This is a genomic window from Streptomyces composti (assembly GCF_012034205.1).
In the GTDB taxonomy this organism is placed as follows: Bacteria; Actinomycetota; Actinomycetes; order Streptomycetales; family Streptomycetaceae; genus Streptomyces; species Streptomyces composti.
The window spans coordinates 15,035-29,680 of the sequence record NZ_JAATEM010000049.1 but is presented as its reverse complement, the minus strand read 5'-3'; the positions used below and the strand labels follow the sequence as shown (position 1 = coordinate 29,680).

General features: G+C 72.6%; 15 protein-coding genes and 1 tRNA gene. 6 read left to right on the top strand and 10 right to left on the bottom strand.

Annotation, left to right across the window (positions count from 1 at the left end; translation table 11 throughout):
* A partial coding sequence (locus tag HCJ93_RS28250) for a hypothetical protein (protein WP_167998675.1) occupies nucleotides 1–415 on the bottom strand: 415 nt, incomplete at its 3' end.
* 299 nt (nucleotides 416–714) lie between these two features.
* On the bottom strand, nucleotides 715–1,803 hold the full coding sequence (locus tag HCJ93_RS28245) for an ABC transporter ATP-binding protein (protein ID WP_167998674.1): 1,089 nt from the start codon (nucleotides 1,801–1,803) through the stop codon (nucleotides 715–717).
* 270 nt (nucleotides 1,804–2,073) lie between these two features.
* Here HCJ93_RS28245 and HCJ93_RS28240 point away from each other — a divergent pair.
* A tRNA-Thr gene (locus HCJ93_RS28240) sits at nucleotides 2,074–2,147 on the top strand.
* 69 nt (nucleotides 2,148–2,216) lie between these two features.
* Here the strand turns inward: HCJ93_RS28240 and HCJ93_RS28235 are convergent.
* Nucleotides 2,217–2,909: a GNAT family N-acetyltransferase gene (locus HCJ93_RS28235; protein ID WP_167998673.1), complete on the bottom strand. Its 693-nt coding sequence runs from the start codon at nucleotides 2,907–2,909 to the stop codon at nucleotides 2,217–2,219.
* 185 nt (nucleotides 2,910–3,094) lie between these two features.
* On the opposite strand from HCJ93_RS28235, the gene HCJ93_RS28230 reads away from it, so the two are divergent.
* Nucleotides 3,095–3,661, top strand: a complete 567-nt coding sequence (locus HCJ93_RS28230) for a hypothetical protein (RefSeq protein WP_167998672.1) — start codon at nucleotides 3,095–3,097, stop codon at nucleotides 3,659–3,661.
* Nucleotides 3,658–4,833 carry a beta-ketoacyl synthase N-terminal-like domain-containing protein gene (locus HCJ93_RS28225; protein WP_167998671.1) on the top strand — a complete coding sequence of 392 codons (1,176 nt, stop codon included), beginning with the start codon at nucleotides 3,658–3,660 and terminating at the stop codon, nucleotides 4,831–4,833. The genes HCJ93_RS28230 and HCJ93_RS28225 overlap by 4 nt, the downstream gene beginning before the upstream one ends.
* Before the next feature lie 256 nt (nucleotides 4,834–5,089).
* On the opposite strand, the gene HCJ93_RS28220 is transcribed toward HCJ93_RS28225, so the two are convergent.
* Entirely contained in the window at nucleotides 5,090–6,523 is a 1,434-nt protein-coding gene (locus HCJ93_RS28220) for a class I adenylate-forming enzyme family protein (RefSeq protein WP_167998670.1), read from the bottom strand.
* An 84-nt stretch (nucleotides 6,524–6,607) separates the two neighbouring features.
* On the opposite strand from HCJ93_RS28220, the gene fabG reads away from it, so the two are divergent.
* Entirely contained in the window at nucleotides 6,608–7,315 is a 708-nt protein-coding gene (gene fabG / locus HCJ93_RS28215; protein WP_167998669.1) for a 3-oxoacyl-ACP reductase FabG, read from the top strand.
* A gap of 173 nt (nucleotides 7,316–7,488) precedes the next feature.
* On the opposite strand, the gene HCJ93_RS28210 is transcribed toward fabG, so the two are convergent.
* The 6 genes from HCJ93_RS28210 to fabF all read right to left on the bottom strand — a co-directional run bounded on the left by HCJ93_RS28210 (nucleotide 7,489) and on the right by fabF (nucleotide 13,122).
* A complete protein-coding gene (locus HCJ93_RS28210; protein ID WP_167998668.1) occupies nucleotides 7,489–7,959 on the bottom strand; it encodes an FAS1-like dehydratase domain-containing protein in 471 nt (156 codons plus the stop codon).
* Nucleotides 7,959–8,729: an enoyl-ACP reductase FabI gene (gene fabI, locus HCJ93_RS28205; RefSeq protein ID WP_167998667.1), complete on the bottom strand. Its 771-nt coding sequence runs from the start codon at nucleotides 8,727–8,729 to the stop codon at nucleotides 7,959–7,961. The genes HCJ93_RS28210 and fabI overlap by 1 nt, the downstream gene beginning before the upstream one ends.
* Nucleotides 8,730–8,859: 130 nt before the next feature.
* The gene (locus HCJ93_RS29215) at nucleotides 8,860–8,976 is read right to left on the bottom strand and encodes a class III lanthipeptide (RefSeq protein ID WP_206318063.1); all 117 of its coding nucleotides are present in this window, start codon (nucleotides 8,974–8,976) and stop codon (nucleotides 8,860–8,862) included.
* Between the two features lie 17 nt (nucleotides 8,977–8,993).
* The gene (locus HCJ93_RS30300; RefSeq protein WP_206318066.1) at nucleotides 8,994–9,080 is read right to left on the bottom strand and encodes a class III lanthipeptide; all 87 of its coding nucleotides are present in this window, start codon (nucleotides 9,078–9,080) and stop codon (nucleotides 8,994–8,996) included.
* Nucleotides 9,081–9,145: 65 nt separating this feature from the next.
* Nucleotides 9,146–11,770 carry a class III lanthionine synthetase LanKC gene (gene lanKC / locus HCJ93_RS28200; RefSeq protein WP_167998666.1) on the bottom strand — a complete coding sequence of 875 codons (2,625 nt, stop codon included), beginning with the start codon at nucleotides 11,768–11,770 and terminating at the stop codon, nucleotides 9,146–9,148.
* Complete coding sequence (gene fabF / locus HCJ93_RS28195) at nucleotides 11,767–13,122, bottom strand: beta-ketoacyl-ACP synthase II (protein WP_167998665.1); 1,356 nt, start codon at nucleotides 13,120–13,122, stop codon at nucleotides 11,767–11,769. The genes lanKC and fabF overlap by 4 nt, the downstream gene beginning before the upstream one ends.
* Before the next feature lie 286 nt (nucleotides 13,123–13,408).
* Here fabF and HCJ93_RS28190 point away from each other — a divergent pair, with 286 nt between their 5' ends.
* Together HCJ93_RS28190 and HCJ93_RS28185 are read left to right on the top strand one after the other, a co-directional pair.
* The gene (locus HCJ93_RS28190) at nucleotides 13,409–14,320 is read left to right on the top strand and encodes a ribonucleotide-diphosphate reductase subunit beta (RefSeq protein ID WP_240967955.1); all 912 of its coding nucleotides are present in this window, start codon (nucleotides 13,409–13,411) and stop codon (nucleotides 14,318–14,320) included.
* Between the two features lie 70 nt (nucleotides 14,321–14,390).
* Nucleotides 14,391–14,645 (top strand): acyl carrier protein, encoded by a 255-nt coding sequence (locus HCJ93_RS28185; protein ID WP_167998663.1) that lies wholly within the window; start codon nucleotides 14,391–14,393, stop codon nucleotides 14,643–14,645.
* Nucleotide 14,646: the final 1 nt, after the last annotated feature.

Sequence of the window (14,646 nt, the reverse complement as noted above, 5' to 3'; positions counted from 1 at the left end):
CGCACACCGGGCGGGCGTACGACTGGGCCTTCGTGGGCCCGTACACGCGCACCGCGGCCCTGCCGAGGGCGCGGGCGATCGAGGCGCAGTGCCGCGCCAACGACGGGCGGTCGTTGACGGCCTGCTGCAGGTGCGTGAGCGCCACGCCCGGGTCCTTCTCCTGCAGTTCGACCAGCAGCTTGTCGCGGAGCACCTCCTGCGGGGCCCGCGCGGCGGCCCGCGAGGAGCTGCCGGACGCGGCGGTGTCCGCGGCGGTGAGCACCGGGCTCTGCGGGTCGCCGGACCAGTTGACTCGCGCGACCGCGAGTGTCCCGGAGAGCACCAGGACGACGGGCAGGACGAGGGCGAGGGTGCGGCCGACCCGGCGGGCGGGGCCCCGGCCACGTCGCGTCTGAGGGGTAGTGGAGTGCTTCACGCGAGTGAGGGTAGCGTCAAGTGATGATTTGGAGACATTCTGTCACCAGTACGGGGGATGTAGACGTGCGGATTCGTGGGTAACGGGTTGACGCACGCCGCTCGAAATGTCCGGTCTGCCGGGGTATTTGTCGACAGCCCGAAGCCCTCACCGGCAGCGTCGAATCCCCCGCCGCCGGCAGCACCGGAGCCCTCACCGCCGATAAGCGCCGAACCTCCGGCCGGAGCCCCGGCCGGTGACGCCGAAGGGCCCCGCGGCGGTGCCGCGGGGCCCTTCGGATCCGTTCCTGCGCCGGGGCGTCAGTCGGACAGACGCTCGCCGGTGGAGGTCGAGAACACGTGGGTCTCACCGGAGCGCGGCACGACGTGCAGCTGGCTGCCCTTCTCCGGGACGTCGCGGCCGCTGACGCGGACCACCAGGTCCTTGGAGTCGGCGCCCAGCTGGGCGGTGCCGTAGACGTAGGCGTCGGCGCCCAGTTCCTCGACGACGTTGACCGTGATGGCCAGGCCCTGGTCCGAGTCGGCGCCCGCCACGTCGAAGTGCTCGGGGCGCACGCCCACGGTCACGGTCTTGTCGGTGGTGGAGGACAGGGCGTCACGGTCCACCGGGACCACCGAGTTGCCGAACTTCACACCGCCGTCGGTGATCGGCACCTCGACCAGGTTCATCGCCGGGGAGCCGATGAAGCCGGCCACGAACAGGTTCGCCGGCTTGTCGTACATGTTGCGCGGGGTGTCGACCTGCTGGAGCAGGCCGTCCTTGAGGACCGCGACGCGGTCGCCCATCGTCATGGCCTCGACCTGGTCGTGGGTGACGTAGACGGTGGTGATGCCGAGCCGGCGCTGCAGGCTGGCGATCTGGGTGCGGGTCGAGACACGCAGCTTGGCGTCCAGGTTGGACAGCGGCTCGTCCATGAGGAACACCTGCGGCTCACGCACGATCGCGCGGCCCATCGCCACACGCTGGCGCTGACCACCGGAGAGAGCCTTCGGCTTGCGGTCCAGGTACTCGGTGAGGTCGAGGATCTTCGCGGCCTCCTCGACCTTCTTGCGGATCTCCGCCTTGTTCACGCCGGCGATCTTCAGGGCGAAGCCCATGTTGTCGGCGACGGTCATGTGCGGGTAGAGCGCGTAGTTCTGGAACACCATGGCGATGTCCCGGTCCTTCGGCGGAAGGTGCGTGACGTCGCGGTCACCGATGCGGATGGCGCCGGCGTTCACGTCCTCGAGACCCGCGAGCATCCGGAGCGAGGTGGACTTGCCGCAGCCGGACGGGCCGACCAGAACGAGGAACTCCCCGTCCGCGATCTCGATGTCGAGTGCGTCGACGGCGGGCTTGTCGGAACCCGGGTAGATCCGGGTCGCCTTGTCGAACGTGACTGTGGCCATGGTGATGGGGCCCCCTTCTACCGGCAGGAACGTGCCGGACGATCCGAGTAGGAAGGTGGTGCCACGACGGTCTGTTCCGCGGTGGGCGGCTCTTGTTCCGTTGTGGTTCCGTGTGGTGTAGTCCACGAGGGTGAACTGGCTCAGGACGGTACCTGGCGTTCACCTGGTCTGTCAGTACCTCCGGGGCTGTGAATTTCGCGGAAACTTTCGACAAGGCCTCCGCCGGACGCGGGTACACTGCACGGGCGCGTGCGTGCCGATCGGACGCGGGCCTCCTTAGCTCAGATGGTCAGAGCAGCTGTCTTGTAAACAGCAGGTCGTCGGTTCGAATCCGACAGGGGGCTCCGGGAAACCCCGGGCCGGACAGCTGCCGGCCCGGGGTTTCGTGTGCTCGGGGCGTGACGGGGACGGCGTCACCGGTCCGCCGGCTCCGCATGCGGGCCGACGCCCACCGCCTTCATCAGCAGACCTGCGGACGTCATGCCGGACGGACTCGCGATGTACTCGGCGACGAGTCGGCGTGCCTCCTCCTTGTCCTCCTCGGGGATCACGTCCGGGAGGGAGAAGGCGGGGTCGGTCCGCCGCTGGTGCTCGACCGCTTCGTAGTACTCGCTGCGCAGCAGCGCCCACACGGCCCCGTCGTGGTAGCGGCCGTCGAGGTAGAAGTACTCGCGCAGGATGCCTTCGAGGGTGAAGCCGGTCCGGATCACCAGCCGCAGCACGTTCTTGTTGTAGAGGGCGGTGGTGAACTGCACGCGATGGGCGTTGCGGGTGTGGAAGAGGTGATCGATGAGCAGTTCGAAGGCCTCGGCGCCCAGTCCGCGGCGCCACATCTCCGGCTCCCCGATCGCGCCGCCGATCTCATAGCCGCCGACCGGCCCGTGGGACTTGTAGTGCACCGCGCCCACGGTTCTGTTCTGCCGGTCGCGCACCGCGAACTGCCGCAGCGCTCCGGTGTGGTCGAGCCTGCGGAAGTCCTCCGCCGTGACGACGTCCCCCTCGGTGGCGGCCATGACGGCGGCCGCCGCGTCCGGTCCGAACCACCGCGCCGTCAACGCGTAGTCCTCGTCGTTCGGTCGTTCCAGGCTGACCATTTTGCCGTGCATGACACCTCCGTTGCGGTCCGCCGGGGGCCTCGGTCCAACGTGGTCGTGCGGTCGCGGGCGGATCGGCCATGTCGCGGCAGCGCCGCCCGCCGCGACACCTCCCGGCGTCATTGTCATTGACAAGCCTTGACTATCGATTCAGCATATTCGACAAGGTATGACAGCGGTAGAGGGTGGGTGGCCCGATGAGGACATCGGCGGGGGAACGACCGGACACGGTGCCGGACCGGGCGGGGCGGCCGGGATCCGTGCGGTGCCGCGTCGCGCTGGCCGCCACGGACGAGGCCCGGCTGGCCGACGCCGCGGTGACCGGGCCGCCGGACCGGGTCACCGCGCCGAGCGCGCACCGCACCCCGGCGGAGGCGGTCACCTGGGCGCTGGGGAGCGCGTTCGAGTCCCTTCCCGAGCCGGTGCGGCGCACCGCTCCGCTGTACGTCCTGTCCGGCGACTACAGCACCTGGGCCGCCCGCCGCTTCGTCCGGCGCTGCCACGACACCGGGCGGCGGCTGCGCCCCTCGGACTCCATCGGCCTGGAGGCCTCCGAGCTGGTGCGCCCGTACACGACCGCCGCCGGGCACCGCGGGGCCTGCTACCTCCTCGCACCGCTCGCCGGGGACCTGTTCGTCCCGGGCGTGGCCACCGCGGGCGGCAGCGCGGCCGTGGTCCTGGACCTGTCCCTGTTCCCCGGCGGCGACCCGGACACCACCGGCTGCCTCGCCGTCGCCACCGCATGGAGGGCCACCCGCACGTGAGCGACATCGTCATCACCGGACTGGGTCTGGTCACGCCGTTCGGGCGGGGCGTGCGGCCCTACTGGAACGGCCTGCTCGAAGGGCGCTCGGTCCTCGCCCCGGCGCCGGACTTCGGCGCTCCGTCGTACCGCGGGGAGCCCGTGGGCCGGGTCCCCCGGGCCGACGAGGCGTCCCCTCGGACGCCCGGGGCCGCGCGGACGCCCCGCAAGAGCGGCTATGCCCGTGTCGCGACGGCGGAGGCGCTGCGGGCCGCCGGACTGTCCGCGGTGCCCCGCGACGCCCTGGTGGTCCTGGCCGGGCAGGCGCCGGCCTGCCCGGCCCACCAGCCGTCCGACGCCACGGGAGAAGCCTCCCAAGCCGGCGCAGTCACCGCGGACCTCGACGAGTTCTTTGGTCCCGGCCCGGTGGAGACGATGGGACCTGACCTCGCCCGGGACCGGGTGGTCCACCTGTCGCACGCCTGCGCCACGGCGGCCTTCGCGGTCGACTTCGCCAGGGCCGCGCTGCGTGCCGGTCTGGCGCCGGTGGCCGTCGTGGCGGGATCGTCGGTGCTCAACCGGTACGAGTACGCCAGCATGAGCGTGGTACGGGCCGTGAGCCCCGCTGCCGCCCGCCCCTTCGACGTCGGGCGCGCCGGGGTGTCCATCGGTGAGGGCGCCGGCGCCGTCGTCCTGGAGACCGCGCGGCACGCCCGTGCCCGGGGCCGGGCGGCGGACCTGGTCGTCGCGGGGGCGGCCTGCGGGGTGGCCGGCGGCAAGGCGGCGTCGGACACCGGCCTGATCACCGCGTGCATGCGCGACGCGCTGGACGACGCGGCGGTGGACCGCGTGGACCTCGTGCACGCCCACGCGACGGGCACGGTCCAGGGCGACGCGGCGGAACTCGCCGCGCTCGAGGCCGTCGCCGGCGGCCGGGACCCGCTGCCCGTCAGTTCCCACAAGGGGGCGATCGGGCACCTGCTGCACGCTTCCGGTGTTCCGGCCCTGGCCGCGGCCGCGCTCTCGCTGCGCACCGGCATCGTGCCGCCGACACCGGGACTCGGCACCCCGGAGCACACGGACCGGGTCCTGCTGCCCACGGCCCCGCTGAGTGTCCCGACGGCCCGCGTCGCCGCGGTGAACAGCTTCGGGTTCGGCGGGAACAACGCCACGCTGGTGCTGCGGCACAACTGACCGTCCGGTTCCGAGACTTCCGTCGGTTTCCTGCCCGCTGCCGAGTCCGTCCGGCTGTCGCCGTTCGTCCGGCGGTTGTTCGTGCCGCGTCGCCTTCGCCGCCGCGTGCGTACGCGCACTGTGGTGCCGGGGACGGGCGTGGCGGATCCACGCCGCGGCCGGGTGCACGGCCCGCTGAGGGCGGTGTACCCGGCCGCCCACGCGGCGCCTGGCATCGACGGGGCAGGCCGCTGCGGTCGGACGCAGGGGCGTGGGCTCAGCTCGGCAGGCCGAGCATGGACCGCAGGGCCCGTGTGTCGACCTTGCCGTTCGGGTTGAGGGGGAAGTCCGGCACCACGTGTACCGCGTTGGGCTGCTCGTAGTCGGCCAGGTGCGGGGCCAGCCTTCGGCGCCATTCGGCGGGCGGGGTGTCCTGCGGGTCCGCGACCACGAAGTGCAGTACGCAGCCCCGTCGCCGGTCCTGGGCCGGAAGGACCTTCACCGGCCGGCCGCAGGCCTCCGCCTTGCGCTCCAGGCTCTCGGGGTAGAGCGTGAACCCGAGCCGGTGCACCGCCCGGTTGCGGCCCACCACCTGCAGCCGGCCGGCGCTGTCGACCCGGCCCAGATCCTCCGTCGGATACCAGGCGTCGTGCGCCACCGGTGACACCGTTCCGTCGTCCCGCAGGTAACCCTCCATCAGGTCCGGGGACCGCACCTCGATACCGCCCAGTTCGCCGGCCGCCGCCTCTCTGCCGTCGGCGGTGACGACGCGCACCTCGACTCCGGGCAGCGGACGGCCGCAGCCGGTCGGCTCGTCGGGCGTGGCGAGCGCGACGTTGCCGAGTTCGGTCAGTCCGTAGCCGTCCAGCAGGGGACGGCCCACGGCGGCGGTGAAGGCGGCGGCGAGCGGAGCCGGCAGCGGGGCGCCACCCACTCCCCACAGCCGTACGTTCGCGAGTCCGGCGCGGAGTTCGGGGCGGCGGCGCAGTACGCCGAGCAGCGTGTGGTAGGTCGAGGGCGCCGCGTCCACGGCCGTGACACCGTGCGCGACGGCCCGGGCCACGGCCACGTCCACCCGCTGGTACGGCGTGACGACCAGGGTGCAGCCGGCCAGCCACCAGAGCAGGACCACGGAGAGCCCGTACTGGTGCGAGAACGGCAGCAGCGGGGCCAGCACGTCGTCCGCGCGGTAGCCCATGGCACGGATGGTGCGCAGCGTGTTGCCGCGCACCGCGCGCCCGGACTTCACGATGCCCTTGGGGCGGCCGGTGGTGCCCGAGGACCACAGCACCACGGCGTCGGTACGGGCGTACCACCGGCCGAGGTCGACCTCTGCGTCGTCCGGTGCGGCACCGGTGCCGAGCCCGGCGTGGCGGAGCACCCGGTCCGCGGGGAAGGCCTCGTCGGCCGGTCCGTCCGTCAGGAGCCAGCGCGCCCGGGTCCGCCGGGCCGCGTCCCGCACGTCGGCGGCGGACTGGCGGTGGTCGACCGGCACGAGCGAGACGTCCAGGTGCATCAGGGCGAGCAGCGCCACGACGTAGTCGACGCTGTTGTCACCCTTGACCAGGGCCCGGTCGCCGGCCCGGATGCCGCGCTCGTGGAGGGCCCGCGCGGCGGCGAGGACGCGCCGGGTGAGTGCCGCACCGGACAGCTCTCCGGCGGTGTCGACCAGGCCGGGAGCCGTGGTGGAGGGCGCCAGCGTATCGGTCATGGAGGCTGCTCCGATCCCGTGCAGTCAAGTTCTGTCATTTCCTAGTAGTCTAGAGTCATGTGAGTCATCGCGTGAGGGGGTTTCATGACTCGGAAGCGCACCGCCCTGGTGACCGGCGGCAGTCGGGGCATCGGTCTGGCCATCGCGCGGGAGCTGGCCGCGGCCGGGCACCGGGTCGCCGTGACCTGCCGGGGCGCCGCGCCCGAGGGGCTGTACGCGGTGCGCTGCGACGTCACCGACACCGCCGAGGTCGACGCGGCGTTCTCGGCGGTCGAACGCGACCTGGGGCCCGTGGAGATCCTGGTGGCGAACGCGGGGATCACCGCCGACGGGCCGTACGCCGTGATGAAGGAGGAACGGTTCACCACGGTCATCGACACCAACCTCACAGGAGCCCATCGCTGTGCGCGCCGCGCCGTCAGAGGAATGGTGCGCGGCAGGTGGGGCCGCATCGTCTTCATCGGTTCCGAGGTCGCCCTGTCCGGGAACGCGGGGCAGGCCAACTACGCGGCCGCCAAGGCCGGCCTGATCGGCCTGAGCCGCTCGCTCGCCCGCGAGCTGGGGCGTCGCGGCATCACGGTCAACACTGTCACGCCCGGCCTGATCCGTACCGACATGACCGCCGGCCTTCCCGCCTGCCACGTCGAGGAGCTGCTGGCCCGGGTGCCGGTGCCGCGCGTCGGCCGCCCCGAGGACGTCGCGGCGGCCGTCCGCTGGCTGACCGACGAGAGCACCGGATACGTCACCGGAGCCGTCGTGCCTGTCGACGGCGGGCTGGGCATGGGGCACTAGGGGGTGTCCGCAAAGTCCCGTCTGCCCTGCGACGCCCGGCACGCCCTCTCGCCGCACCGGGCGGACACCCGAGTACAACCAGTACGCGGATGTCCGCCCGGCACGCCGAGAGCACGCACCGGACGCCGCAGGGCCCGCCCTTCGGGCGGACGACGCGACTTTGCGGACACCCCCTAGCCGGGGACGGACGGACTGTCCTCCGGGGTCAGTAGTGTCGAGGTCACGGTGCTGACCGGTGAGCCGTCGGCAGCGCGGAACTCGCTCTCGAGGACGAGGACGTCCCGGCCGCCGAGCCGGGAGCGTTCCGCCAGCCGGACCCGCACCCGCAGTTCCTCGCCTGCGCACACCGGCCGGTGATGCACGAACCGCTGGGCGCGGTGCAGGGTGCCGGACGGATTGGCCAGGACACCCCGGTGGCGCAGCAGCCGGTCCTCGGCGCGGGCGGCGGCGGCCACGAGGAAGGTCGGCGGCGCGAGCACGTCCGGGTAGCCGAGCGCACGCGCCGCTCCTGGATCGGTGTACGCGGGGTCGTCGGCGCCCACGGCCGCCGCGAACTCCCTGATCTTCTCCCGTTCCACCACGTACCGCCCGCCGTCCGTCCACGGCCCGGCCGTACGGAGGCTGTCCGGGACCGGCCGGCGCATCAGGCGGCCGTCATGTGGTGGCCGCCGTCGGCGTGCACGATCTCACCGGTGGTGGCCGGGAACCAGTCCGACAGCAGGCCGAGGCAGGTCCGGGCGACCGGCACCGCGTCCGCCGGGTCCCAGCCCAGTGGGGCCCGCGCCGACCACTCCTTCTCGAAGGCCGGCCCGTCACCGCCGATGGAGCGGGCCGCGAGGGTGCGCAGCGGTCCCGCCGCGACGAGGTTGACCCGTACGCCCTCGGGCCCCAGGTCCCGGGCGAGATAGCGGGCACAGGCCTCGAGTCCCGCCTTGGCGACTCCCATCCAGTCGTAGCCCGGCCACACCCGGGAGGCGTCGAAGTCCAGCCCGACGATGGATGCCCCCGGCCGCAGCAGGGGACGGCACGCCGTCGCGAGGGCCTTGAGGGAGAACGTGGAGGTGTGCAGGGCGGTCGCGACGTCGTCCCACGGCGCGTCCAGGAAGCCGCCGTCGAGGCAGTTCGCGGGCGCGTACGCCACCGAGTGCAGCACGCCGTCCAGGCCGTCGACATGGGCGCTCAGGCGGTCGGCGAGCGTGGCCAGGTGGCCGGGGTCGGTGACGTCCAGGTCCACGACCGGCGGTTCGACGGGCAGGCGACGGGCCAGCCGCCGGACGAGCGTGGGACGCCCGTAGGCGGTCAGCACGATCTCGGCGCCCTGCTCCTGGGCGAGCCGTGCCACGGCCATGGCGATGGAACTCTCGCTGATCACACCGGTGATGACCAGCCTCTTGCCGTCGAGCAGGCCGCTCATCCGGACCCCCTTGCTACTCGAGACGTATGGGCTGCGAAAGGACGTATGGGCTGAGAAGGACGCGTGGGCTGCGAAACAGTGAGCTCCGGCGCCCGCTCGGGGCGGGCGCCGGAGCTTGCGCTCAGCGCGTTCAGCAGTTGTTGCTGATGGTGCTGCTGATGCGGGCGGTCTCCTCGGCGGGGACCTCAAGGCCCTGCAGGTCCAGAACGGTGGCCATGGTGTTTCCTCCTCTCCGTGCCTTCGTCACGGACAGATCGACAAGGTTCAGCAGTTGTTGCTGATGGTGCTGCTGATACGGGCGGTCTCCTCGGCGGGGACCTCAAGACCCTGCAGGTCGAGAACGGTGGCCATGGTGTTTCCTCCTCTCCGGTGTGCTCGCTGGGCATCGGAACCGGTCGGCGTGAACCGACCGGAGCTCAGGGGGCGCGGTGCTCCGCGCCGGGGGCGGTGGCCGTGAACGGGGCCAGGAAGGGCAGGAAGTCCCGGCGTCCGTCCAGCGCGGCGGACAGGGCCAGCAGTACGCCCGGACCGCCGGTCGCGAGGTCCATCGAGATCCTGCGCAACTGCTCCCCGGGGAAGGCGAGCTGGCCGTGGAAGGACAGCGCGTGCCAGTGCAGCCTCGTCAGGTGCCGCTCCACGGCCAGGCCCGGGTCCCGCTCCGGGTGCCGGCCGCGCAGCACGGCGAGCGTGGCCAGCAGTCCGGCCCGGCCGCCGAAGAGATGCGGCTCGATGGTGAACTCGGGTTCGGCGGAGCGCGCCAGGGCGGGCAGCGCCCGCTCCAGCCGGGCGTCGGGGCGGTGCGCGAGGACCTCGTCGGCGACCAGCGCGATGCCCGCGCTGCCCACTTCCAGATAGGGCAGCTGCCGGAAGCCGCCGTCCACCTGGAGGGAACCGTCGTCCGCCGGCGTGCACAGGTCCAGGTCCAGGTGCAGTGCGCGGACCGCGAGGCCGAGGTGGGCGGCGTCGGCCGTCTCCTCGTACAGCCGCAGGAAGAACAGCGCCGCCCCGGTCCAGCCGCGCAGCAGGCCGGCGCGGCTGCCGTGGCCCGGGCCCGCCATGATGCCCGGCGCCTCGCCCGCGGTGACGGCGGCGGCGGTCCGCTCCGCCAGCTCCAGGGCCCGGCGCCGGTAGACGTCGTCGCCCGTGCGGGCCGCGAGGTCGAGAAGGTTCAGGCCGATTCCCGCGGTACCCCGGAACAGGCTCACCTCGCGCACCTGGGCGACCGCCTCCCGGCTGGTGTGCACCAGGCGGGCCGCCGTATCGAGGTGCCCCAGGCGGGCCAGCACATGGGCGATGCCGTGGGCGCCGTCGTAGAAGCCGGGCCTCGGGGGAACGTCCCGTCCGGCGGCGTCGAGCAGCCACTGCTCGTACTCGGGGTAGCGGCCCGCGCCACAGGTGTGCAGGGCCCACAGGACCCCGGCCGCTCCGTAGGCAAAGTTGGCGCCGTCGGTCATGAACTGCCGTACGTCACCGGGGAAGAGCCGGTCCGTGCGGTGCGGCGTGGCCGACAGCACGACGGCCTCCGCCAGCGACTTGCGGATGGCGCCCCAGTTGGGCAGTGCCGTGTCCAGGTCGACGCGGAGCGGCTCGCGCAGGGCGGCGGGCACCTTGTTCCGGGCCTCCTCGGACGGCGCGAGTTCACGGCGCAGCCGGTCCAGCGACCCGGCCGGGAGGGCGAATCGGCGCTCGGCCACGTCGACGAAGCGGGCCGTGCGCCCCGGGTCCAGCTCGTTCAGGCCGTTGAGCGGGAACAGCAGCCAGAGCCGCAGCGCCGCCAGTGCGTGCAGATCCATGGCGTAGCCCGTGCGCCCGGTGCCGGCGAAGCCGGGGTGACCGAGGCCGAGCCGGTCCGCCTCCTCGACGGGGACGGCGAGTTCGAAGTCGACCAGCGCCACCTCGTCCTCGTCGTCCACCAGGATGTTGGCGGGGTGCAGGTCACCGAAGACCATGCCCCGTTCGTGCACGCGGGCGACCAGCCGCTCGATCCGGTCGGCGAGCTCGCCGGCCCGCTCCACGTAGTCGCTGAGCGCCCGGGCGTCCGGACCCGTGCGGGTCAGCGGGTAGTGGCGGGCCAGCCAGCCCTGCAGCGTGTCACCGGGCATGTGCTGCACGGACAGGAAGTGGTGCTCCCACACCACGCGGTGCTCGTACAGGCGGGGGATGCCGGGGATGCCGGCGAGGCGTTCCAGCGCGCGGCGCTCGCGGTCCAGCCGGGCCACCGCGTCCCGGCCGCGGCCGTCCAGACCGGCGTGCGGGCGGGCCTCCTTGAGGACGACCTGGCGCTGTTCGCTGTCCTTGGCCAGGTAGACGCCACCGCCGTTGGAGAAGTGCAGGGCGCGTTCCACCGTGTAGGGGAAGTCCGCCGGGGAGCCGCCGGCCTGGCGGGCCGCGAGCTGGTCGGCGAGGAATCCGGGCAGTTCGACCCACTCGGGCACCTCGAAGACGGGCCTGCGCCGGTCGGGGACGAGGGTGCCGTCGGGCCGTTCGATGGCGTGGACCGGGGTGCCGTCGGCGTCGGTGCAGTACCGGCTGACGAAACCGCCGTACCGCACGTGCAGGGGGCCGGCGTTCCAGCGCAGGTCGGTCAGGATGTACGGGCCCGCCTCGCCCTCGAGACGCTGCCCGAGCTCCTCCAGGGTGCGGCGCAGCTGCTCCTCGTCGGACGGGTAGATCGTCACGAGCTTGCCGCTGGAGGAGCGCGGCGCGTACTTCAGGCTGTGGGTGGTCAGCACGTCCACGCCGCGCAGGAACTTGAACGGCAGCCCGTGGCGGACGCAGTACTCCCAGGCGGCGTCCACGATGCGCCGGGCGTTGCCGGGCAGTGCGGAGATGTGGATCTTCCAGCCCTGGGGTGGCAGCGTGTGGCCGAGCGGCGTGTGCACGATCCACACGTCCGTCTCGCGGCGCTCCCAGCCGGCGGGGGCGGGGAGCGTGCTCTGGTGGAAGGCGGAGGAGTCGTCCCCGGTGTGGCGGCCGGAGATGTCGTAGAAGACCGGGTCGGCCTGGCAGTACGCCTCGGGCTGGGGCCTGGTGGTGGTCATCGTTCCTCCTCCGGCTGCCGGGACGGACCGCCCGGGGACTCCTGGGGACGTGCCTGCGCCGGCGCCGACCCGGGCCACTCGCGGACCACGAGCACGGCGTTGTGACCGCCGAACCCGAACGAGTTGCTGAGCACGGCACGGACGGTGTGGGCCCGCGCCCGGTGCGGGACGTAGTCGAGGCCGGGGTCCTCGGGGTCGTCGCAGTTGAGGGTCGGCGGCACGATGCCGGTGCGGATCGTCTGGATCGCGGCGATGAGTTCGACGGCGCCGGCCGCGCCGATCATGTGGCCGGTCATGGACTTCAGCGAGCTGATGGGCACGCGGGGGGCGTGGTCGCCGAACACCGCGCGGACGGCGGCGCTCTCGATCCGGTCGTTGAGCCGGGTGCCGGTCCCGTGGGCCGAGATGTGGTCGATCTGCTCGGGCCGCAGTCCGGCGTCGGCGAGCGCGTCGGTCATCGCCCGCCGGGCGGCGGCGCCGTCGGGACGGGGGTGGGTGGAGTGGTACGCGTCGGTGGTCGCGCCGTACCCGGCCACCTCGGCCAGGATCGTGGCGCCGCGCCGCCGGGCGTGCTCGGCCTCCTCCAGCACGAGGATGCCCGCCCCCGCGCCCATGACGAATCCGTCGCGGTCCCGGTCGAAGGGCCGGCTCGCGAGGTGCGGGGCGTCGTCGCGGCGGGAGAGCGCCCCGGCGTTGGCCGCGGCGGCGAGGTCGAGCGGGTTGACCGCGTCGTCCGCGCCTCCGGCCACGGCCACGTCGGCGTATCCGTGCCGGATCAGCCGCAGGGCGTCCCCGACACAGGTCGCGCCCGTGGCGCAGGCGGTTGCGGTGGCTCCCGAGGGGCCGCGTGCGCCGATGTGTGAGGCGATCTCCCCGGCCGCGCTGTCCAGCGAGCCGGACGAGGCCAGGTACGGGGTCATCCGGCGCCGGCCGTGGTCGCGCAGGTCGTGGACGGCCGTACGCATCAACTGGCCCGGCCCGTAACCGGATCCGACCAGGACGGCGGTGCGGGCGGCCAGTTCCTCGTCCGGCTTCAGAGCCGCCTGGTCCACCGCCTGGAGGGCGGCGGCCAGCGCGAACTGCGCGTAGCGGTCGAGGCGTCGGCCCACCTTGTTGGGCATGTACTGCCGGGGGTCGAAGTCCACGATCTCGCCGGCGAACCGGGTGGGCAGCTCGCTCGCGTCGTACCGCGTGATGGGGCGGATCCCGCTGCGCCCGGCGGTGGCCGAGGCCCAGAACTCGTCCACGGTGCCGCCGATCGGCGAGACGGTGCCGACGCCGGTGACGACCACGCGACGCTCCGCGCCGGCGGTACGTGCGGTGTTGCGTGCCGCGTCATGGGTCCGCGCCATGGCTGCCTCCCCCTTCCGGTCCCTGGGATCGCGCGATCCGGCCTGCGCCGGGGCGGCTCGCCCCGGCGACGACCAGAGATTGACACACCCTCAACTCAGGAGTCAACAACTATGACAAGAGCTCGATGACGGAGCCTGTTTTCTTGACTCCCGCGCATTGACGGCATGCCTAAGATGCTGTTCACTGACGGATTCATGGGGAGTCATCAGATTGACTCCGAAGTCAAGGAGTGCTAACATGCCACGCTGGAGCACGTTGCTGCTCGATGACGCGTCGCTTGCCGAAATGCCTCGTCTCCCGCTCGGTGACGTGCTCCGGCACGCCGATCTCGTCACCGAGCAGGAACCGCACCCGCAGGCGCTCTACGAGCGCTGGGAGAAGCAGCAGTGGTCGGCGCAGGCCATCGATCTGGAGCGGGACCGCGAGGACTTCGACAAACGGCTGCCGCGCTCCGTGCGCAAGATCGTCGAGGAGTCCGTCGCCACCTTCATCATCGGCGAGTACACCGGCCTCGACCTGCTCGGGCCCATCCTCACCGGTGCCCCCGAGGAGCACGACCACCTCTACCTCGGCACCCAGATCGCCGACGAGACCCGCCACACCCAGCTCATGCTGCGGCTCGGCGAGGAACTCCTCGGCCTGGACCCCGACCCGAAGAAGATGCTGGTGCAGGCGTGGAACATGGTCACGCCCCCGCACCGCGACCTCAGCCGCATCGAGACCGAGGTCATCCGCGAGGTGCAGGAGCACCCCTCGGACTACCGGCGCTGGCTGCGCGCCGTGGCCCTCTTCCACCTGATCACCGAAGGCGTGCTCGCCCTCGTCGGACAGCGCGCCATCGTGAACTCGCTGCACGGCGTCCCGCTGCTCGCCGGCGTCAAGGCGGGCTTCACCGCGATGTGCCGGGACGAGTCGCGACACGTCAGCTTCGGCCTGCACGCGCTGCGCCAGGGCGTACGCGAGGGTTACGGCGACGACATCCGCGAGATCATCGAACTGGCCGGTCCGATCGCCCTGAACATCGAGGAGGGCGGTCAGGCCGACGAGGCCCCGCAGGGGCTGACCATGAAGCAGCTCGGCATCGAGAGCCTGTATCGCCAACTCCGGCTGATCGGCATCGAGAAGGAGTTCGCGGACCACGTCGTGGCGCTGGCCGCACCGAAGCCCGCACCCGGCGAAGCGTCCCCGCGGCCGTGACCGGCCACGTCCCGCACCCACCACCCCACCTGCCCCGTGCCCGCAGGCACGCGCACAGAGAGGCAACCGAATGACACGCGAAGAGATCATCGCCGGGCTCGCCGAACTCCTCAACGAGGTCGCCGACGTCGAACCCGCCGAGGTCACCGAGGACAAGTCCTTCATCGAGGACCTCGACGTCGACTCCCTGGCGATGGTCGAGGTCATCGTCTCGGCGGAGGAGCGCTTCGGGGTCAGTCTCCCCGAGGAGGAGCTCCAGGAGCTGCGCCTGGTCTCCGACTTCGTCCTGCGCGTCGAGAAGGAGCTCGCGGCCCAGGCCGCGTGAC